The organism is Kribbella sp. NBC_01505 (assembly GCF_045040285.1).
Taxonomy (GTDB): Bacteria; Actinomycetota; Actinomycetes; order Propionibacteriales; family Kribbellaceae; genus Kribbella.
This window is the reverse complement of the sequence record NZ_CP109425.1, coordinates 6,609,003-6,628,353: the sequence shown is the minus strand read 5'-3', so window position 1 is coordinate 6,628,353 and position 19,351 is coordinate 6,609,003. Positions and strand designations below refer to the sequence as shown.

Here is a 19,351-nt window from a genome sequence, read left to right as displayed (position 1 = left end):
GTACGACAATCTGACGGTCCAGACAAACGAATTAAAGGCAGACTGGGTCACATGCCTACGAATCTGCGGCAAACAGGAGGTTCACACCATATGGACGTGATCGATCGGCAGCTGATCGAGGCCTTGCGGCTGAACGGCCGCTCCAGCTGGGCCGAGCTCGGCCGGGTGGTCGGACTGTCCGGTCCGAGCGTCCAGGAGCGGGTACGGCGCCTCGAGGAGCGCGGCGTTCTCCTCGGCTACCGCGCGATCGTGGCGCCCAGCGAGGTCGGCCTCGGCACGAGCGCGCTGATCGGCCTGTTCCAGCGCGACGACGTGGAGACCGACGACATCGTCGACCAGGTCCGCGAGATCCCCGCGGTCGAGGACTGCTGGTTCGTCGCCGGCGACCAGGAGCTCGTGGTGAAGATCCGCGTCGCCGACGTCAGCCAGCTGGAGGCCGTGGTCGGCTCCCTGCGCCGCGTGAACGGCGTCGTCCGGACCCGCACCACGGTCGTCCTCTCCACCCGCTGGGAAGGCCGCCCGGCGCCGCTGCCGGAGCCCCCGGCATGAGCGAGGTCGAGGTGTGGTGGGCGGGAATCGGGCAGGCTCGGGAGGAGTTCCTGGCCGACCTGAACGTGGTCGAGCAGGAGCGGTACGCGCGGTACCGGCGGGATGCTGACAAGGCGCGATTCCTGCTGGGGGTGACGCTGGTACGGCGATTGCTCGGGGAACGCATGTCCGTGCCGCCGGCGAGCGTCGTACTGGATCGGAGGTGTCCCGACTGCGGGAAGCCGCATGGGAAGGTGCGCGCCGAGGGGGTCGAGTTGTCGGTGTCGCATTCGGGCGACTGGGTTGGCTTGGCGATCGGTACGGCGCCGGTCGGGCTCGATGTGGAGCGGATCGACTCCGTGCAGGAGGTCGACGGGGTTGCGGGGATGAGCCTCGCGCCGGAGGAACTGCAGGAGCTCAAGCGGTATGACGGGATCGACAAGGCGCGGGCATTCACGCGGTACTGGACGCGAAAGGAGGCGCTGGTCAAGGCGACCGGCGCCGGGCTCGGGACCGCGCTGTGGACCGTGGTGGTGAGTGCGCCGGATCAGCCGCCCGCCGTGGTCAGCTGGGACGGCGGGCCGGCGCAGCTCAGCGACCTGGAGATCGATGCCGACCACCGGGCGGCCCTGGCGGTCCTGAGCGCCGAGCCGATCACGGTGGTGGTCGATCAGTTCCGGGTTTGACCTTCGCCGGTGACGACGTACTTGGTCGAGGTCATCTCCGGCAGACCCATCGGGCCGCGGGCGTGCAGCTTCTGGGTGGAGATCCCGATCTCGGCGCCGAAGCCGAACTCGCCGCCGTCGGTGAACCGCGTGCTCGCGTTCACCACGACCGCCGCCGAGTCGACCGCCTGCACGAAGCGCCGCGCGGCCGCCTGCGAGCGGGTGATGATCGCGTCCGTGTGCCCAGAGCTGTAGCGACGGATGTGCTGTACGGCGCTCTCCAGCGACTCGACCACCGCCGCCGACAGGTCGAGTGAGTTGTACTCGGTCCCGAAGTCCTCGTCCGTCGCCGCGACAATGTCCTTGCCCGCAGCAACAACCGTCGGATCGCCGTGCACCGTCACACCAGCAGAAGCCAGCGCAGGAAGGGCAAGCGCCAAGAACGCCGGAGCGACGTCGGCGTGCACCAGCAGCGACTCGGCCGCGTTGCACACGCTCGGCCGCTGCGTCTTCGAGTTCAGCAAGATGTCCAGCGCGAGATCGAGGTCGGCCTCAGCATCGACGTACACGTGGCAGTTCCCGACGCCCGTCTCGATCACCGGCACGGTCGACTCGCTGACCACGGTCTGGATCAGCCCCGCTCCCCCGCGCGGGATCAGCACGTCGACGAGCCCACGCGCCTGCATGAGCTCCTTCACCGCGGCGCGATCCGTCGGCACGCCCTGCACCACATCGGCCGGCAACCCCACCGAGACCGCGGCATCCCGCAGTACGGCGATGATCGCGACATTGGAGGCGGCTGCGGACGAGGAACCGCGCAGCAGCACCGCGTTGCCCGACTTCAAGCAGATGCCGGCCGCGTCGGCCGTCACGTTCGGCCGGGCCTCGTAGATGATCCCGACGACCCCGAACGGGACCCGGACCTGACGAAGCTCGAGCCCGTTCGGCAGCGTGTACCCGCGGACCACCTCGCCGACCGGATCAGTCAGCCCGGCCAACTGCTCCAGCCCGGCCGCCATCGCGTCGACCCGGCCCGCGTCCAGCGCCAACCGGTCGACGGTGGATTCCGGCGTACCGGCCTCGCGTGCCGCGGCGACATCCTGAGCGTTCGCGGCCACGATCGGCTCGGTGTTCGCTCGCAGGGCCGCTGCCATCGCATGCAGTGCCGCGTCCTTGGTCGCCCGCGAGGCTTCCGCCAACGCGTACGACGCTTCCCGCGCCCGCCGGGCCAGCTCGATGATCTCGCTCACGTGTTCATCGTAGGACGCACCCCACCCTCTCTGCCCCGCCGTCTCAGGCGCGGCAACCGCGCGATCGCGTGCGACAACGGCACCACCGCCGCGAGCGCGAGATTCAGCCGCCGATCGGACGGCGCGATCGGCACTCCGGCCCGCTTCAGCTGACGCCAGGCCCAGACCGAGTACGGAATCACCACCAGCGGCGTGGTCACCAGCCCCGGCGTATACCGGCGCAGTGCAACCGACTGCGCGATATGCGTCCCGGCGTGCAACCCGAAGCCCACCAGCGAAGCCTGGAAGAACTTGCTCCGCCCACCCGTCGCTGCGCCGGCCGCCGAAGCCGCCGCCATCGCAAGCCCGGTCAAACCGATTGCAGTCGCTGCCTCCGTCGCCGACATAGGCAACGCGCGCTCCGCTGCCGCCGCGGCCCGGAGTGACGTCGATTGGGCATCGACAGGGCTGATGCGGTCGAGCGCCTCAGCCAACTGGGCCGGAGCCTGGTGCGACCAGCGCGACATGGTCACGAGCTCTTCGAGGTCATGGATGATCCAGGCCGCGAGCAGACCCCAGGCGACGCGCTTCACAGCAGCACCAGATCGTCTCGGTGGACTACCTCGCGTTCGTAGGCTGGGCCTAGTTCGCGGGCTAGGTCTCGGGTGGAGCGGCCTAGGAGGGTGGGGAGTTCGGCGGCGTCGTAGTTCACCAGACCGCGCGCGACGACGACACCGGACGGCGACACCAGGTCGACGGGGTCGCCGGCCACGAAGGTGCCTTCGACGGCGGTGATACCGGCGGGCAATAGCGACGTACGGCGCTCTGTGACCGCGCGGACCGCGCCCTCGTCGAGCCGGAGGATGCCGACGCCGGAGGTGGCGTGCGCGAGCCAGAGCATGCGGGTCTTCTGGCGACGGCCGGTCGGGTGGAAGAGGGTGCCGACACGCTTGCCCTGCAAGGCGTCTGCGACCAGCGCGGCCGACGTCAGCACGACCGGGATCCCGGCCTCGGTGGCGATCGCGGCCGCCTCGACCTTGGTCTGCATGCCGCCGGTCCCGACGCCGGACGAACCGGTCTTACCGATCGCGAGCGGCTCCAGGTCGGCGGCGCCCCGAACCTCGGTGACCATCGTCGTGCCCGGTTTGCGCGGATCGCCGTCGTACAGGCCGTCGACGTCCGAGAGCAGCAGCAAGAGATCCGCGTGCACGAGGTGGCTGGTGAGCGCGGCCAGCCGGTCGTTGTCGCCGAAGCGGATCTCGGTGGTGGCGACCGTGTCGTTCTCGTTGACGATCGGTACGACGCCGAGCTCCAGCAGCCGCGCGAACGTCCGGAACGCGTTGCGGTAGTGGCTGCGCCGGGTAACGTCATCGACCGTCAGCAACACCTGACCGACCCGCAGGTTGTGCGCGGCGAACGCGTCGCTGTAACGAGCCATCAGCTCGCCCTGGCCGACCGAAGCGGCCGCCTGCTGCGTCGCCAGGTCACGCGGTCGCGACCGCAGCCCCATCGGCGCCAGCCCGGCCGCGATCGCCCCCGAGGAGACGAGCACGACCTCGGTCCCGGTCGCCCGGCGCGCCGCGATGGCGTCCACGAGCGGCCGGAGCCGGTCCAGGTCGATCCGGCCGCGCTGGGTCAGCGACGACGAGCCGACCTTGACGACAATTCGCGTGGCCTCGACGGCCTCCGCGCGCATGTTCATCAGGTATCAACCGTTCAGTCGTGTCTGGTGATTCGTCGCCGTAGCGAGCATGTGCTCGGCACGGTGCATCGGCGTGCTGGAGAGGGGGCCTCGATGTGGTTTATCGTGGCCCCCTCTCCAGTGCGGCGAGGTGCCGTGCCGAGTGCAGCGCAGTAGGCGAGGAATCACCAGACACGACTTAGTCGAGTTCCTTCTGCAGAGCGAGCTCGCGTGCTTCCTTGCGCGCCAGCTTCTCCGCCTTCTCCGCAGCTCGCTTGGCCTCGGCCGGGGACAGGTCGACCTCGTCCTCGACCCAGCCCTGCCCGTACTCCGACAGGTCGGTCTTGGCCTCCCCGGACCGGAGCGCGTGGTACTCCTCGTCCTTGCGCCGGCGCCGCTGCAGCGCGGGCCGGTCCTCCTCGAGCCGCTGGTCCTCGCCACGGCGGGACAACAGCTCCGCTCCGGCCTGGACCTCGGGCGCGAAGTCGAACATGACCGCGTTCGGGCCGTCGCCGATGACGACGCCGTCGCCCTCGATCGCGCCGCCCTCGAGCAGCGCCCGCTCGACGCCGAGCCGGTTCAGCCGGTCGGCCAGGTAGCCGACGGCCTCCGGGTTGCTGAAGTCGGTCTGCTTGACCCAGCGCTCGGGCTTGGCGCCCTGCACCAGCCAGCCGCCGTCCTCCGGCAGCTTCTTGACCTTGAACTCGGGCCCGCCCTGGACCTGCGGCCGGATGATGATCCGCGTGTTGTCGGGCTTCTCCTCCTCGGCACGGCGCTTGACCACGATCTCGGCCATCGCGAACTTCAAGGCCTCCAGGCCTTCGTGCGAAGCGGTCGAGATCGGGAACACCCGCAGTCCGCGCTGCTCCAGGCCCTCTTGCACCATCTCCGCGATCTCGCGCGCGTCCGGTACGTCGATCTTGTTCAGGGCAACGAGTCGCGGCCGGTCCTCGAGCCCGCCGTGGGCGGTCAGCTCGGCCTCGATCGTGTCGAGGTCGCTGAGCGGGTCACGGCCCGGCTCGTACGTCGCGCAGTCGATGACATGCACGAGCGCCGCACACCGCTCCACGTGCCGCAGGAAGTCGTGCCCGAGCCCGCGGCCCTCGCTGGCGCCCTCGATCAGGCCCGGTACGTCGGCCACGGTGAAGGTGGTCTCGCCCGCGACCACGACCCCGAGGTTCGGAATCAAGGTGGTGAAGGGGTAATCGGCGATCTTCGGCCGGGCGCGGCTGATCGACGCGATCAGCGACGACTTGCCCGCGCTCGGGAAACCGACCAGACCGATGTCGGCGACAACCTTCAGCTCGAGGACGAGTGTGCGCTCCTCGCCGTCCTCACCGAGCAGTGCGAAACCGGGCGCCTTGCGGGCGCTGCTGGCCAGGGCCGCGTTGCCCAGACCGCCCTTACCGCCTTGCGCTGCAACGAATTCGGCGCCAGGACCGACGAGGTCCGCGAGCAGCTCGCCGTCCGCCGTACTGATGACTGTGCCGTCCGGGACCGGCAGGATGACGGTGTCGCCGTTGCTGCCGGCCTGGTGGTCACCCTTGCCCTGGGCACCATTCGTCCCGGCGCGGTGGCTGGAACGGTGGTAGTCGACGAGCGTGGTGGTGTCCGGGTCGACGCGCAGGATCACGCTGCCGCCGTCACCGCCGTTGCCGCCGTCGGGACCGCCGAGGGGCTTGAACTTCTCCCGGTGCACCGAGGCACATCCGTGTCCGCCGCGGCCTGCAGTGACGTGCACCGTCACGCGGTCGACAAAGCTGGGGATCGCCATCGGTGGTTCTCAACTTCCTGTAGCCAAATAGAAATTGCTCAGTTGCCTAAGACAGCAAGAGAGCGGGTCCGCGGTATTCCGCGACCCGCTCTCTTGGAAGAGCTGTGAAAAAACCCGGGTGGCGGTACTACTCCGCCGGGGCCGGGACGATGTTGACGACGCGGCGGCCGCGGCGGGTGCCGAACTCCACCTTGCCCTCGGCGAGCGCGAACAGCGTGTCGTCGCCGCCACGGCCGACCAGGACGCCCGGGTGGAAGTGGGTGCCCCGCTGGCGAACGAGGATCTCGCCGGCGTTGACCAGCTGGCCGCCGAAGCGCTTCACGCCGAGGCGCTGTGCGTTGGAGTCACGACCGTTGCGGGTCGAGGCTGCTCCCTTTTTGTGTGCCATGAGTTATTCAGCTCACTTCTTAGCGTCGATCGCGGTGACCTTGACCTGGGTGTAGTGCTGGCGGTGCCCCTGGCGCTTCCGGTAACCGGTCTTGTTCTTGTACTTCAGGATGTGGATCTTGGGTCCCTTGGTGCGGCCGAGAACCTCAGCCGACACGGCTACCTTGGCCAGCGCCGCAGCGTCGGTCGTCACGGTGTCGCCATCGACGACCAGAACCGCGGACAGCGCGACGGTGTCGCCCACTGCGTCCGTCAGGCTGTCGATCTCGATGACATCGCCGACGGCGACCTTCTGCTGGGTGCCGCCACTGCGCACGATCGCGTACACCGTGGATCTCACTCTCTGCTGGAATGGAAAACTTACGGGGGCCTGCACAGACCATGCGGCCCACACAAACATGAGGCACGCGGATCGCGCGCCGAAGCTCAAGTTTACGGGTCCCCTCACAGACGGGTCAAACTGGCTCACCCGGCCCCGAGGGGACGCCGCTCACATTGTCAGCTGCTGGTGCTCACGAGCTCCTGGGTCTCACTGCCCGCAGCGGACCCGTTGCTGCTCGTTTCGGCCTCAGCGGCCGCCTTACCGCGGCCCCGGCTGCTGCGCCGGCGTCGCGTGCTCTTGGTGCCGTTCTGCCCGCCCTCTGCCGACAGCTCAGCAGCCTCAGCCTGTACGTCGGCGGTCGGGAACCCGGTGGCTTCCGGGCTCACGGCCTCGTCCGCGTCGGTCGACACGGGGTAACCGGTCGGCTCCGGCGCGCCATTGGCCTCGTCCGCGTCCTTCTTGGCGGACGCAGCGGCGATCTGGGCCAGGCGCTGGGCAGCGTCCGCGTGGTGCTGAGCGGTCTCCGCCTCGGTGCTCTCCTCGTCGCCACGGCCCTTGCCGCGACGGCGACGGGAGCTCTTCCGGCCGGCCTCCTCGGCCTGGGCAGCCGGCTTGCTCTGCTCCTGGCCGTTGCCACCGTTGCCGTTACCGCCACCGTTGCTCGCGCCGTTGCCGCCACCGCCGGTGTTGTTGCCGCCGCCGGTGTTGCCACGACCGCCGTCCCGGCGCCGGGACTCCTTCGGCTCGTCGTGCAGGATCAGGCCGCGGCCACCGCAGTGGTCGCAGTTCTCGCTGAACGCCTCGAGCAGGCCGGTACCGATCCGCTTCCGGGTCATCTGGACCAGGCCGAGCGAGGTGACCTCCGCCACCTGGTGCTTGGTCCGGTCACGGCCCAGGCACTCGACCAGGCGACGCAGTACGAGGTCGCGGTTCGACTCCAGGACCATGTCGATGAAGTCGATCACGATGATGCCGCCGATGTCGCGCAACCGGAGCTGGCGGACGATCTCCTCGGCCGCCTCCAGGTTGTTCTTGGTGACGGTCTCCTCGAGGTTGCCGCCGGAACCGGTGAACTTGCCGGTGTTGACGTCGACGACCGTCATCGCCTCGGTGCGGTCGATGATCAGCGAACCACCCGAGGGCAGCCAGACCTTGCGGTCGAGCGCCTTCTTGATCTGCTCGTCGACCCGGAAGTTGGCGAAGACGTCACCGGAGTCGGCGTCGTTCCACTTCTCGACCCGGTCGACCAGGTGCGGCGCGACGCCCCCGACGTACTCGCGGACCTGGTCGTAGGCACGGTCACCGGAGATGACCAGCTTGGTGAAGTCCTCGGTGAACAGGTCGCGGACGACGCGGATCAGCAGGTCCGGCTCGGCGGACAGCATCTGCGGGGACTGACCGTTCTTCGACTTCTTGTCGATCTCGATCCACGCCTCCTGCAGGCGCGCCACATCCGACGTCAGCTCCTCCTCGGACGCACCCTCGGCCGCGGTCCGGACGATGACGCCGGCCTCGTCGGGAATGATGTCCTTGAGGATCGTCTTCAGGCGGTTCCGCTCGGTGTCGGGCAGCTTGCGGCTGATCCCGCCGTTGCCGCCGCGCGGGACGTAGACGACGTACCGGCCGGGGAGGCTGATCTGGTTGGTCAGCCGGGCGCCCTTGTGGCCGATCGGGTCCTTGGTCACCTGGACCAGGACCGACTGGCCGGACTTCAGCACCTGCTCGATCTTGCGCGGCCCGTTGGACCCGCCGAGCGTGGCCCAGTCGACCTCACCGGCGTACAGCACCGCGTTGCGGCCCTTGCCGATGTCGATGAACGCCGCCTCCATGCTGGGCAGCACGTTCTGCACGCGCCCCATGTAGACGTTGCCGATCAGCGAGGTGTGCTCGGCCTGGGCGACGTAGTGCTCGACCAGGACGTTGTCCTCGGAGACCGCGATCTGGGTCAGGTCGTCGCGGGACCGGATCACCATCGTCCGCTCGACCGACTCGCGGCGGGCCAGGAACTCGGCCTCGGTCACGATCGGCGCGCGGCGGCGACCGGCGGCGCGACCCTCACGGCGGCGCTGCTTCTTCGCCTCCAGCCGGGTCGAGCCCTCGATCGCGGTGACCTCGTTGGAGGTGTTCTTGCTGCGCGGCTCGCGGACCCGGACGACGATCTCGTCGGGGTCGTCGGCCGCGCCGGCGCCCTCTTCGCCCTTACGGCGACGGCGACGCCGGCGGCGACGCGACGAGCTGCCGCCGTCTTCGCCGTCGTCGGCCGAACCGTCCTGCTCGTCGTCCGCGGAGGCTTCCGCGTCGTCGGCGTCCTGGTCGGCGTTCTCGTCCTGGTCGTCCGAGCTGTCCTCGGCGTCACCGGTCTTGCGGCGACGACGCCCGCCACGGCGACGCCGGCGACGCCGGGTGCCCTCCGCGGAGTCGTCCTCGTCGCCGTCCTCGGCCTGTACGTCGTCAGCCTGCTCCTCGGCCGTCTCGTCGGCCTCGGTCTCGTCCTCTTCGTCGTCCTCGAGCTCTTCGTCGACCGGGGTCTCGACGACCTCTTCGCGCGCCTCGGCGTCGCGGCCACGACGGCTCCGGCGACGGCGGGACGTGCTCGGCTGCTCGTCGTCACCCTGCTCGACGACCGGCGCGGCCTCTTCCGAGACCTCGACGGCCTGCGCCGCACGCGAGCCGCGCCCGCGGCGACCGCTCGGCGCGGTCTCGGTGGTCTCGACCTGGGTGGTCTCGCTCTGCTCGGTCTGCGCGCCCTTGGCGCCGCGACGGCTCCGCGAACTGCGGGCGGTCGGCTCGGTCGCCTCGACCGGGCTGGTGGCCGCGGCCTCGGCCGGAGCGTTGCTCGGCACGGTCGGGGCCTGGAACAGCACTGCGGCAGCGGCCGGAGCGCGCCGGCGGGTGCGACGCGGGGTGGTCTCTTCAACAGCCGGTACGTCGGCCTCGGCCGACGTACCGTCCACCGTCGGGAAGAGCGGGGTCGCCTCGGATGCGGCGGGCGCGTCAGCAGCGGGCTGGCCGCCGCGGCGCCGCGAAGTGCGCTTGGTGGCAGTCCGACCGGAGTCGCCAGCGCCGTCGGCCGAGCCAGCGGAGGCCGCGGTCGCGCCGGACGAGCCGGAATCGGCGGTGGCGGCAGCAGAGCTGCGCACGTGGGAGGTACCGGTGAAGGTGGTCGGGCGGGCGGGAGCCGGCGCGGCCTCAACGGTCTCGGCGGCCTCGGTGGTGCCGCGGCGGGAGCGCGTCCGGCGGGCGGGAGCCTGCTCGGCGTCAGCCACCGGGCCGTCGGTGACGGGGGTGTCGGTCGCTACCAGGGTGGCAGCGGCCTTCTTGGTGGTGGTGCGCTTGCGCGCAGCGGTCTTCTTGGCCGGCGCCTCCTCAACCGGCGCGGCCTCGAACAGGTCCGGGGCGGCGGTCTTCTTGGCGGCGCGCTTCGTCGCGGTGCGCTTGACCGGGGTCTCGGCGGCGGCCTTCTTGGCCGGTGCCTTCTTCGCGACGGCCTTCTTGGCCGGCGCCTTCTTCGCGGTCCGCGGCGCCGGGTCGGCGGCTACGGCGTCCGACTGGGTCGGGACCTCAGCGGACTTGGCGACCCGCTTGCGCGGGGTGGTCGCCTTCTTGGCCACGGTCTTCTTCGCTGCCTTCTTGGCAGTCGAACGGGCGGTGGCAGCCTCGGTGGTCGGCTCGTTGTCGAGCATGTGGTGCGGTCTCCTCAAGCCCGGCGGCGCATCCTGCGACCCCTGTCACGGGTCCGGCGCTGCTGCCTGGCGGTCACGGTTCGCCGCTCCTGGCATTTGCCGGGGCGACGGAAGCCTGCGGGATCCGCTCCACCCGGGCTCAGGGCACAGAGGGAGCGGCGGCGTCGCCCTCCGCTGTATGCGTCTGGTGGGGACCTGCCTGGCCGGTCGCGGTCGCCTGGTTGGCGTCGCGGTCACGAGCGAGCGGGTCGTCCACTGTGCCGGTTGCCGCGAGGTGCGGGCCCTGGGCGAGCCTGGTCAGAAGAGCCGGGCCCGTCACCGGGAGCGTCGCTACTTCGAGCAAGCCGGCGAGAACGTCGTCGGGTCTCACGGCCGGGGTTCCGTGCCGTAACACCACTTGCAGTATCGCACATGTCTCAACCGACGCCGGTTCACTACCGACGGTGAGTCGGAGAACGGCATCTCGACAGTCGAACGAGCGAATCCCCCGTTTGGTCATGCGCTCGACCGTGATTTCGGTCCTGGCGAGGAACTCCGCGACCGCCCCGGCGGCTGCTTCCGGATCGACCCCCGGCAACGCGATCAGCCACTCACTGGCCTCCAGCTGGTCGGCCAGGGCACCGGGCCCGGCGACCACCACCTCGAGCACGTCCAGCCCCGGCGGCAGCGCCTCGTCCAGGGCGGCGCGGACCTGCTCCGCGTCGCGCTCCTGTGTGAGCGAGATCTCCAAGTACTCCGCTTCCGAGGCGGCTCCGGTCGGCGCGGCACCGGCGTACGAGATCTTCGGGTGCGGGCTGAAGCCGTGCGAGAAGGCCACCGGGAGCTCGGCGCGGCGGACCGCACGCTCGAACGCCCGCTGGAAGTCGCGGTGGGAGGTGAATCGCAGCCGCCCGCGCTTGGCGAACCGGATCCGCAGTTTCTGGACCGCGGGGAGCTGCTGCGACGGCGGAGCTTGAACAGGTGCCACCCCCGCATTGTGTCAGCAACCCGCCTAAGCACAGGACGTATACGCCTGCTGGGCCCCGGCCGCCGCCTGAAGCGGCGCCCAACTGGGGTGCAGTGGACGTATATGTCCTGTCGTTCGGAGGATCAGGGCTGGGCCGCGGATTTGCCGGTGAGGTAGAGGGCCCAGCCGAGGAGGCCGGTGGAGGCGAGGCCGAGGACGACGCGGAGGTTGTTGAAGGTGCGCCAGCGGGCCTCGTCGAAGGCGGCCCGGGCGGCGGTGACGTCGATCGTGTTCGGGTCGCCGGCCGCCTTGAGCGCGTCGTTCATCGGGACGTTGACGGCGATCGTGACGATCACCGTGATCAGGTAGAGCGCGAAGGCGACCGCGATCCAGGGCAGCGCCTTCTCCTTCAGGCTCAGCAGCCCGGCGAGCGCGGTCAGCAGCAGCGCGCCGACGAAGCCCAGGCCGAGGAAGACCGGGCCGACGATCGCCCGGTCGGCCGCCTGGAAGGCCCCGACGAAGGTCTTGTCGTCGACCTTGGCCAGTCCGGGCATGAAGGCGGTCGCGTAGGCCCAGTAGACCCCTGCCGTCAGCCCCGTGGTGATCGTGGCCGCTACCAGCGCCGCCACCCGCAGTCCGTTCATGTCACTCCTCCCAGTACGGCGGGGTGTCGTCCTCGCCGTACCGAGAAAGTTATGGCAGCGAACCTTTCACCGACATGTCGCGAAAACTCAGCTCCATGTCTGGTCGGCTCAGAGCTTCGCGCACTGACCGGATCGCGGTCCGGAGACCTGATTCGGAGCCTCCAGATTGGTCGGGGCGACCGCGTTCCCGGTGCAGGACAGCGGACCCAGGACGGTGTTGCCGGCCAGCGCGACCGGCTCGGTGCTGGTGGCCGCGCCGACCGCGACCGGGCCGCTGATCGTGCTGCCGATCAGGGCCGTGCTGCGGGTGGTTCCGGACAGCGAGACCGGGCCGCGCACGGTGGTCCGGAGGAGGTGGACATCGGCCGCCTTGGTGGCATTGACCGGGCCGGAGACGCGGGCATCGGTCGCGACCAGCGAGGCCCCGGCGGCAATCTGGACCGGGCCGTTGACCGTTGCCCCGGTCAAGCAGGTCACCCCGGATCGCACGGCCAGCGGTCCGTTGTGGGTCCCGGTGATCGTCGTCGTACAGGTGGGGGCCGGGCGCAACAACGTGACCGCGAACCGCCGCGGCGTACCGATATTGCCGGGGGCATCGATCGCGCGGTACTCGACCTGGTGCCGGCCGTAGCCGGGCGGCACGTCGTCCCACGGGACCACCCGCGGTACGCCGAGTTTGCCGTAGACGAGCTGGTCGATCGCCGTCCCCTCCGCGGTGAACTTGAACGGTGCGGAGGCGTCGGTCGGCCAGCCGAAGTAGTTGAACCAGCCGTCCCCGTCGACGCGGAACTCCGGTACGACGTACCCGGTGCTGTCGTCGGTCGCGGCCAGCTTCATCGTGAAGGCGTCGTTGTAGATGTACTCCGGGCCGGTCGGCTTCTGGACCGTGAGCAGCGGCTTGGACATCGACGAGGTGACGTCGGGCTCAACTCCGTCGACCTGCCAGGTCAGGGTCTGCGCCCCGACGGTCGCGCTGAGGGTGTGCCGACCGCTCAAGTGCAGCGACCCGAGGTCGAAGTCGCGGTCGTTGCCGGGGTTCTCGGCCGGTTGGCCGTCCACCTTCCAGGCGATCGCCGGCTGCTCGGTCTCCGACTGCGTCGTCTCGGCGTACACGACCTCGTCCGCGTTGACCGGGTGATCGGTGGCAGTCGATCCGGCGAAGGCAACCGGGGTGCTCGTGGGCTTGGCCGTCAGGGTCGTGTTGATCGACCAGGTCCGGGACGCGGTCGGCCGGACGGCGGGATCGCGGATGTAGTCGGTCGGGTCGACGACCTTTGCCGTGAGCGTGTGCACGCCCGGCGCGAGGTCGAGCGTGGCGAGGTCCACCGCACGCCTGTTGGCGGTCGGAAGCGTGCGGCCGTCGAGGGTCCAGGTGACGTCGAGCTCGTGACTGCTCGGGTGCAGGGTTTGCAGCCAGACAACCTGATCCGCGGCCACCACCTGACCGGCCGGCGTACTCGCCTGGAACAGGTTCGCACGCGACGAGATCCGCTGCGTCATCCGCTCCCGCGAGATCTGGTCGAAGTAGTAACCGAGGGTCTTCATCATCGAGTGCCGGCTCGGCCGCCAGACACCGGAACCGGCGTACATGCCGCCCTCGTAGCGCCCGATCGGGCCGCCGGATTCGGACGGCTCCCCCAGCCAGCGGAACCACTTCTGCTGCTGGTCCTTCATCTGCTTCTCGGTCAGCAGCGAGTGGTGGATCGACGACGGCTCAGTGCCCTCGTACGGCGCTCCGCGGTCGCCGCGGGCGTAGTAGTCGTACTCGTCCTGGAGGCCGCCGAGCGAATGGCCGAGCTCGTGCGGGGTGATCAGTGCGGACAAGGCGTTCCCGCCCGAGGCTGTCGCGTAGGTGCCACCGGCGCCGCCGTACGTGTCACTGTTGCCGATGGCAAGGATCTGCCGGTTGCCCGACGTGGTGCCCGGGACGAGATCGGCGTACGAGATCGAGGCGGTGGAGCTGACCGTGAGCAGGCGCTGGACGCTGTTCGGGTTGCAGCCGCCCCAGAACCCCATCTGGAGCGGGGTGTCGACCTTGGGCGAGGTGAGGTTCGGATCGCAGTCGACGCCGCTCTGCGGTGAGGCGATCTCGACGGCGTACACGTTGATGTAGTTGCGGTACGACTTGAACGGCTCGATGCTCCACAGCACGTTCAGGTGCTTGTCGACCTGCTCGCGGAACTTCGGCAGCTCGGTCGCCGTGTAGCCGTCGCCCATCACGATCAGGTTGAACCGGGACGCCGTCGGGCCGGTCACCTGGAGCGGGACCACCTTGGCGTCCGGGACCGCTTCTTCCTGGGCCTGGGCCTGAGCCGACGTACCGGTACCGATGAGTGCCGCGGCGAGGACGCCGACAACCGCTGTCAATCGTGTGATCCGCACGGCAGCAGCTTACGAACGCGGACCGGAACGCGTAAGGCGCTGCCGCGTGGCGGTTCCGAATGACCTGGTGCCCGTCCTAATTTGGATGCATGACCAATCCAATGGACGATGCCACCGCGGTCGAGCGCGAGCGGGTGATGCGCCCGGTGATCCGGCTGGTGATGGTCTATCTCGGGCTGAGCATCCTGATCGCGCTGCTCGTCACGGTCCTGCACAACAGCGTGCTCGACTACCAGTTCCTGCACGCCGCGAACCACGACTCCCCCGACCCCGCCGTACGGGACCAGGTCCGCGCGAGTCTGTCGTGGGGCCTGTGGTCCCGGCCGGTCTCGGCGGTGATCATCCTGCTGGTCTACCTGCGCATCATCAAAGGCCTGCGGAACGGCAAGCGCTCGTCGTACCGGCGGATCCGGATCGTGGCGGTCGTGGTCACCGTCCTGAACCTCTACTACATCGTCTCCGGGCAGAACCCGGTCTGGATGAGCATCGGTCAGGGACTGCAGATCGTTGTGCTGATCGCCACGTTCGTGCTCGCCAGCCGCCCCGATGTCAAGGCGCACTTCCACCCCGCGCCGAAGGTCTGACCCCACACCCCGGGTTCATGCGGCATCATGAGGGCTCGGGGAACGTGAGGAGAGGACATCGATGACGGAACCGGCGCAGTCACCACGGCCCGAGCGCAGGGTGGATCCGGTGGTGGACGCGGCGGCGGACGGTGACGGCCGGGGCATCTACTGGGTGCTCAAGAACGTCGTGGTCGGCCCGCCCGTCAAACGGCTCTTCCGGCCGATCGTGGAGGGCGCCGAGAACGTTCCGGCCGAGGGTGCGGCGATCATCGCCAGCAACCACCTCTCGTACGCCGACTGGATCTTCATGCCGCTGGTGCTCCGGCGGCGGGTGACATTCGTCGCAAAGTCCGACTACTTCACCGGCGCCGGGATCAAGGGCCGGTTCCAGCGCGGGTTCTTCAAGGGCACCGGCCAGGTGCCGATCGACCGCTCCGGCGGCTCGGCCTCCGAAGGCGCGATGCGGGCCGGGATGAAGGTGCTCGAGCGCGGCGACCTGTTCGGCATCTACCCCGAGGGCACCCGCTCGCACGACGGCCGGCTGTACAAGGGCCGGACCGGCGTGGCCCGGCTGGCGCTGGAGGCGAAGGTCCCGGTGATCCCGTGCGGGGTGATCGGCACCGACGTGGTCGCGCCGCCCGGGAAGGTGGTCGCGTCGTTCGCCTCCCCGACGGTCAAGTTCGGCGAGCCGCTGGACTTCTCGCGGTACGAGGGGATGGAGAGCGACCGGCTCATCCTGCGCGCCGTCACCGACGAGATCATGTACAAGATCATGGAGCTGTCCGGCCAGGAGTACATCGACATGTACGCCACCAAGGCCAAGTCCCTCGAGGGCCGGGCGACCACCGGCGCCCCGAAGAAGGTCCGTAAGTCGGACACCTGATCCGCTGGTTGAGATGACGCAGGGCTACTCTGGTGGGCGTGGACGGACCGATCGCGTACCAGGGTGAGCCCGGAGCCAACTCGGCGATGGCGTGCACCGAGATGTTTCCGGAGCGCGAACAGCTGCCCTGTACGACGTTCGAGGACGCCCTGGAGGCGGTGAGCAGCGGCCGCGCCGGGCTGGCGATGATCCCGATCGACAACTCGATCGCCGGCCGGGTCGCCGACATCCACCACCTGCTCCCCGAGTCCGGGCTGCACATCATCGGCGAGTACTTCCTGCCGATCCACTTCCAGCTGATGGCCGTGCCGGGTGGGTCGATCGACCAGATCCAGACGGTCCGCAGCCACGTGCACGCGCTCGGCCAGTGCCGCAAGATCATCCGCGAGCACGGCTGGTCGACCGTGGTCGCCGACGACACCGCGGGCGCCGCGCGTGAGGTGGCCGAGCTGGCCGATCCCTCAGTCGCGGCCTTGTCGCCGCGGGCGGCCGCTGATCTCTACGGTCTCGAGACGCTCGCAGAGGACGTCGAGGACGCGCACCACAACACGACCCGATTCCTCGTGCTGGCGCGCGAACCCGTCGTACCGGCCGTGGGTTCGGGCCCGATCGTGACGAGCTTCGTCTACCGCGTCCGGAACGTGTCGGCCGCGCTCTACAAGGCACTCGGCGGGTTCGCGACCAACAGCGTCAACATGACGAAGCTGGAGTCGTACCAGCTGGGCGGCACGTTCTTCGCGACCCAGTTCTACGCCGACATCGAAGGCCACCCCGAGGACCCGAACGTGGCCCTCGCCCTGGAAGAACTGGCCTTCTTCTCCGTCGAGGTCCGCCTCCTGGGCGTCTACCCCGCGCACCCCTTCCGGGCCCAGATCGCCGAACCAGCCGCGAACCGAGCCCTCCGCCCCCACCACTAGCCCAGGCACCGCCCAGCTCCCGCCTGCCGCCCAAAGGTGGGCCGCCTTCTCTTTGTGCACGAGACCCATCTTTGGGCGCCCACCAGTCACTTTTCGGGCCTCCAGATGGTTGGTGGATACCCAAAGATGAGTGGGGCGCACAAAGAGCCGCGGGGTGGTTGGGAATCGGGCGGCGGCTCTTTGGGCGCTAGGTGCGGGGTGGTCAGTCGTTGGTGAGCTTGATGATGGTTCGGCCGGGGGTGGTGAAGGCGGTTGCGGCTTCGGTGAGGGGGCGGACGCTGGTGACCAACGGCCTCAGGGTGCCGTTGTGGAGGCGGGTGGCGAGCTCGGTGAGTTGGGCTCGGTTGGGTTCGACCACGAAGAAGATGGCTCGGCCGTTGCGGGGGTGCACGGTGGGCGGGTCGGGGATGGTGACCAGGGTGCCGCCGGGGCGGACGAGGGCGGTGGAGCGGTCGCGGATGTCACCGCCGAGGACGTCCAGGACGACGTCGACCTCACCCACGTTCTCCAGGTTCTCGCCTTCCAGGGCGACGAATTCGTGCACACCCAGCTCGTCCGCGAAGGCCTGACCGGACGAGCGACCGGTGCCGATCACGTGGGCGCCTACCTCCAGGGCCAACTGGGCAGCGACTGAGCCGACCGCGCCGCCGACGCCGTGGATGAGGACGGTTTGGCCGGCCTCCAGGTGGGCGTGGTCGAAGAGGGCCTGCCAGGCGGTCAGGCCCGAGATCGGCAGGGCGGCCGCGGTCACGTGATCGATGCCGGTCGGCAGCGGAGCCAGGTTGCGCGCCTCGACGGCGACGTACTCGGCGAGGGTGCCGTTGCGGGTCCAGTCGGCCAGGCCGAAGACGCGTTGCCCGACCGTGAGTCCGGTGGTGCCGTAGCCCAGCTCGGCGACGACGCCCGACACCTCATGCCCCGGAACACTCGGCGTACGGTCGTTTCCGGCGCGGTCGGTCCAGGTGCCGGGCCACTCGAGCTCGCCGCGGGTGAAGCCGGCCGCGTGCACCCGGACGATGACGTCGTTCTCGGCGGCGTGCGGGTGCGGCAGGTCGGTCAGGGTCAGATCGAGTGCCTTCCGGTCCCGGACTGTGATGGCTTGCATGACGCTCCTTGGTCGATGATTGGCCCATGAACCTGGCACCGGAATGGACCACCGGCGTAGGCCCCTCTCACCATACAGTTGAATTATGAACGATTTCCTGATTCCCGTAACGCCCGCGGCGACGGCAGCGCTGGAGGTGGCCGAGGCCTATCAATCCCCCACACTGCAAAGCCATTCGCGCCGCGTCTACCTCTGGGCGACCGGACTCGCCGCACAGGAGAACATCCGGTACGACGACGAGCTGCTCTTCGTGGCGGCGATGTTCCACGACCTCGGTCTGGTCCCGGTGTTCGACAGCCACACCGTCTCCTTCGAGGAAGCCGCCGGTCATCTCGCGCGGGTGTTCGCCGCCGGAGCCGGTTGGTCGCCCGAACGCCGGGAACGGCTCGGCGAGGTCATCGTCCGGCACATGTGGCCGGACGTCAGCGTCGCCGAGGATCCCGAGGGGCACCTGATCTCCCGGGCGGCCGCGCTCGACATCGTCGGTAAGGACTTCGACGAACTCAGCCCCGAGTTCCGCGCCGACGTACTGGCGAAGTTCCCGCGGCTCGGGCTCACCGACGAGTTCCTCGCCTGTTTCCAGGCCCAGGCCGAGCGCAAGCCCGACAGCTCCGCCGCCCGCGCGATCAAGTCCGACCTCGGCAACCGGATCGCCGCCAACCCCCTCGACGCGTGAAAGTCGGTTGACCGTTGCCGGGCCGGCTGTGAGGCTCCGTGACTATGTCGAAGGTCGCGAAGCTGCACGATGACGAGGTTGAGATCGACGCGGAACTGGTGGCGCGTCTACTCGCCGAACAGTTCCCGGACTGGGCCGACGCTCCGATCGAGGTCGTCGCTTCCTCGGGCACCGACAACGTGACCTTCCGCGTCGGCGAGGACCTGGCCGCCCGGCTCCCCCGGACCGTCAGCACGCAGGGCCAGGTCGAGGAGGACCTCACCTGGCTGCCGCGCCTGGCCCCGCACCTCCCCCTCGCCGTACCCGAACCACTCGCCCTCGGCGAGCCCGGCGCGGGCTATCCCTTCACCTGGGGCGTCTATCGCTGGCTGGACGGCGAGGCCTTCGAGCTCGACCAACTCGCGGATCCGAATGCGGCCGCCCGGGATCTCGCCGAGTTCATCCGCGCTCTCCAGGCGGTCGACACGACCGGTGCTCCGGTCCCATCGGACGACCCCTTCAGCCGCGGTACGCCGCTGAAGCCGCGCGACGCGATGTTCCGTGAAGCCCTCGACCAGCTGCGCGACGAGTTCGACACCGAGCTCGTCCTTGAAGCCTGGGATGCCTCCCTGGCCGCCGACACCTACAGCGGCCCACCTGTCTGGGTCCACGGCGACCTGATGAGCGGCAACCTCCTAGTTGCCGACGGCAACCTCTCCGCCGTGATCGACTTCGGTACCGCCCGCGCCGCCGACCCAGCGGCCGACGTACTACCCGCCTGGTGGCTCTTCGAAGGCGACTCCCGCCAAGCCTTCCGCGACGCCCTGCAAGTCGACCGGACGACCTGGACCCGCGCCCGCGGCTGGGCCCTCTCGCTCTCGATGATCGCCATCCCCTACTACCGGACCCGCCGCCCCGACCCCAACCCCGGCGAACACCCCTTCATCACCGACCTCCTCACCGACTTCAAGGCGGACCGCTGAC

At 69.5% G+C, this 19,351-nt stretch carries 18 protein-coding genes; 7 read left to right on the top strand and 11 right to left on the bottom strand.

Annotated elements, in window-relative coordinates; all coding sequences use genetic code 11:
* Nucleotides 1-90: 90 nt before the first annotated feature.
* Both OG474_RS31430 and OG474_RS31425 read left to right on the top strand, forming a co-directional pair.
* Nucleotides 91-549 (top strand): Lrp/AsnC family transcriptional regulator, encoded by a 459-nt coding sequence (locus OG474_RS31430; RefSeq protein WP_405057223.1) that lies wholly within the window; start codon nt 91-93, stop codon nt 547-549.
* Nucleotides 546-1,214, top strand: a complete 669-nt coding sequence (locus OG474_RS31425; RefSeq protein ID WP_405057222.1) for a 4'-phosphopantetheinyl transferase family protein — start codon at nt 546-548, stop codon at nt 1,212-1,214. The genes OG474_RS31430 and OG474_RS31425 overlap by 4 nt, the downstream gene beginning before the upstream one ends.
* Here the strand turns inward: OG474_RS31425 and OG474_RS31420 are convergent.
* The 10 genes from OG474_RS31420 to OG474_RS31375 all read right to left on the bottom strand — a co-directional run bounded on the left by OG474_RS31420 (nt 1,199) and on the right by OG474_RS31375 (nt 14,241).
* Entirely contained in the window at nt 1,199-2,443 is a 1,245-nt protein-coding gene (locus tag OG474_RS31420; RefSeq protein ID WP_405057221.1) for a glutamate-5-semialdehyde dehydrogenase, read from the bottom strand. The genes OG474_RS31425 and OG474_RS31420 overlap by 16 nt on opposite strands.
* A complete protein-coding gene (locus tag OG474_RS31415; RefSeq protein ID WP_405057220.1) occupies nt 2,440-3,015 on the bottom strand; it encodes an HXXEE domain-containing protein in 576 nt (191 codons plus the stop codon). The genes OG474_RS31420 and OG474_RS31415 overlap by 4 nt, the downstream gene beginning before the upstream one ends.
* Entirely contained in the window at nt 3,012-4,124 is a 1,113-nt protein-coding gene (proB, locus tag OG474_RS31410; RefSeq protein WP_405057219.1) for a glutamate 5-kinase, read from the bottom strand. Before proB ends, OG474_RS31415 begins: the two co-directional genes overlap by 4 nt.
* Nucleotides 4,125-4,302: 178 nt before the next feature.
* The gene (obgE, locus tag OG474_RS31405) at nt 4,303-5,877 is read right to left on the bottom strand and encodes a GTPase ObgE (protein ID WP_405057218.1); all 1,575 of its coding nucleotides are present in this window, start codon (nt 5,875-5,877) and stop codon (nt 4,303-4,305) included.
* A 127-nt stretch (nt 5,878-6,004) separates the two neighbouring features.
* Nucleotides 6,005-6,265, bottom strand: coding sequence for a 50S ribosomal protein L27 (rpmA, locus tag OG474_RS31400; RefSeq protein WP_405057217.1), 261 nt, complete (start codon nt 6,263-6,265; stop codon nt 6,005-6,007).
* A 12-nt stretch (nt 6,266-6,277) separates the two neighbouring features.
* The gene (rplU, locus tag OG474_RS31395; protein WP_405057216.1) at nt 6,278-6,592 is read right to left on the bottom strand and encodes a 50S ribosomal protein L21; all 315 of its coding nucleotides are present in this window, start codon (nt 6,590-6,592) and stop codon (nt 6,278-6,280) included.
* Between the two features lie 170 nt (nt 6,593-6,762).
* Nucleotides 6,763-10,269, bottom strand: a complete 3,507-nt coding sequence (locus tag OG474_RS31390) for an Rne/Rng family ribonuclease (RefSeq protein ID WP_405057215.1) — start codon at nt 10,267-10,269, stop codon at nt 6,763-6,765.
* Nucleotides 10,270-10,408: 139 nt separating this feature from the next.
* Nucleotides 10,409-11,236: a TIGR03936 family radical SAM-associated protein gene (locus tag OG474_RS31385; protein ID WP_405057214.1), complete on the bottom strand. Its 828-nt coding sequence runs from the start codon at nt 11,234-11,236 to the stop codon at nt 10,409-10,411.
* A 122-nt stretch (nt 11,237-11,358) separates the two neighbouring features.
* A complete protein-coding gene (locus tag OG474_RS31380; RefSeq protein WP_405057213.1) occupies nt 11,359-11,859 on the bottom strand; it encodes a DUF1772 domain-containing protein in 501 nt (166 codons plus the stop codon).
* Nucleotides 11,860-11,967: 108 nt separating this feature from the next.
* Entirely contained in the window at nt 11,968-14,241 is a 2,274-nt protein-coding gene (locus tag OG474_RS31375; RefSeq protein ID WP_405057212.1) for a M64 family metallopeptidase, read from the bottom strand.
* A gap of 89 nt (nt 14,242-14,330) precedes the next feature.
* On the opposite strand from OG474_RS31375, the gene OG474_RS31370 reads away from it, so the two are divergent.
* From OG474_RS31370 to OG474_RS31360, 3 genes are all read left to right on the top strand, one after another.
* The gene (locus tag OG474_RS31370; RefSeq protein WP_405057211.1) at nt 14,331-14,825 is read left to right on the top strand and encodes a hypothetical protein; all 495 of its coding nucleotides are present in this window, start codon (nt 14,331-14,333) and stop codon (nt 14,823-14,825) included.
* Nucleotides 14,826-14,886: 61 nt separating this feature from the next.
* Entirely contained in the window at nt 14,887-15,690 is an 804-nt protein-coding gene (locus OG474_RS31365) for a lysophospholipid acyltransferase family protein (RefSeq protein ID WP_405057210.1), read from the top strand.
* Nucleotides 15,691-15,728: 38 nt separating this feature from the next.
* Nucleotides 15,729-16,607, top strand: coding sequence for a prephenate dehydratase (locus OG474_RS31360; RefSeq protein ID WP_405057209.1), 879 nt, complete (start codon nt 15,729-15,731; stop codon nt 16,605-16,607).
* 202 nt (nt 16,608-16,809) lie between these two features.
* On the opposite strand, the gene OG474_RS31355 is transcribed toward OG474_RS31360, so the two are convergent.
* Complete coding sequence (locus tag OG474_RS31355; RefSeq protein ID WP_405057208.1) at nt 16,810-17,712, bottom strand: NADP-dependent oxidoreductase; 903 nt, start codon at nt 17,710-17,712, stop codon at nt 16,810-16,812.
* A gap of 85 nt (nt 17,713-17,797) precedes the next feature.
* Between OG474_RS31355 and OG474_RS31350 the strand changes: the two genes are divergently transcribed.
* Both OG474_RS31350 and OG474_RS31345 read left to right on the top strand, forming a co-directional pair.
* Nucleotides 17,798-18,388: an HD domain-containing protein gene (locus OG474_RS31350; RefSeq protein ID WP_405057207.1), complete on the top strand. Its 591-nt coding sequence runs from the start codon at nt 17,798-17,800 to the stop codon at nt 18,386-18,388.
* Nucleotides 18,389-18,432: 44 nt separating this feature from the next.
* Nucleotides 18,433-19,350 (top strand): aminoglycoside phosphotransferase family protein, encoded by a 918-nt coding sequence (locus OG474_RS31345; RefSeq protein WP_405057206.1) that lies wholly within the window; start codon nt 18,433-18,435, stop codon nt 19,348-19,350.
* Nucleotide 19,351 lies beyond the last annotated feature (1 nt).

What these genes read in the sequence shown, in the direction of transcription:
- OG474_RS31370 (WP_405057211.1), top strand. Translation starts at nt 14,331, where the DNA reads ATGACCAATCCAATGGACGATGCCACCGCGGTCGAGCGCGAGCGGGTG.
- proB (WP_405057219.1), bottom strand. Translation starts at nt 4,124, where the DNA reads ATGAACATGCGCGCGGAGGCCGTCGAGGCCACGCGAATTGTCGTCAAG.
- OG474_RS31380 (WP_405057213.1), bottom strand. Translation starts at nt 11,859, where the DNA reads ATGAACGGACTGCGGGTGGCGGCGCTGGTAGCGGCCACGATCACCACG.
- OG474_RS31355 (WP_405057208.1), bottom strand. Translation starts at nt 17,712, where the DNA reads ATGCAAGCCATCACAGTCCGGGACCGGAAGGCACTCGATCTGACCCTG.
- OG474_RS31390 (WP_405057215.1), bottom strand. Translation starts at nt 10,269, where the DNA reads ATGCTCGACAACGAGCCGACCACCGAGGCTGCCACCGCCCGTTCGACT.
- OG474_RS31430 (WP_405057223.1), top strand. Translation starts at nt 91, where the DNA reads ATGGACGTGATCGATCGGCAGCTGATCGAGGCCTTGCGGCTGAACGGC.
- obgE (WP_405057218.1), bottom strand. Translation starts at nt 5,877, where the DNA reads ATGGCGATCCCCAGCTTTGTCGACCGCGTGACGGTGCACGTCACTGCA.
- OG474_RS31350 (WP_405057207.1), top strand. Translation starts at nt 17,798, where the DNA reads ATGAACGATTTCCTGATTCCCGTAACGCCCGCGGCGACGGCAGCGCTG.
- OG474_RS31365 (WP_405057210.1), top strand. Translation starts at nt 14,887, where the DNA reads ATGACGGAACCGGCGCAGTCACCACGGCCCGAGCGCAGGGTGGATCCG.
- rpmA (WP_405057217.1), bottom strand. Translation starts at nt 6,265, where the DNA reads ATGGCACACAAAAAGGGAGCAGCCTCGACCCGCAACGGTCGTGACTCC.
- OG474_RS31425 (WP_405057222.1), top strand. Translation starts at nt 546, where the DNA reads ATGAGCGAGGTCGAGGTGTGGTGGGCGGGAATCGGGCAGGCTCGGGAG.
- OG474_RS31345 (WP_405057206.1), top strand. Translation starts at nt 18,433, where the DNA reads ATGTCGAAGGTCGCGAAGCTGCACGATGACGAGGTTGAGATCGACGCG.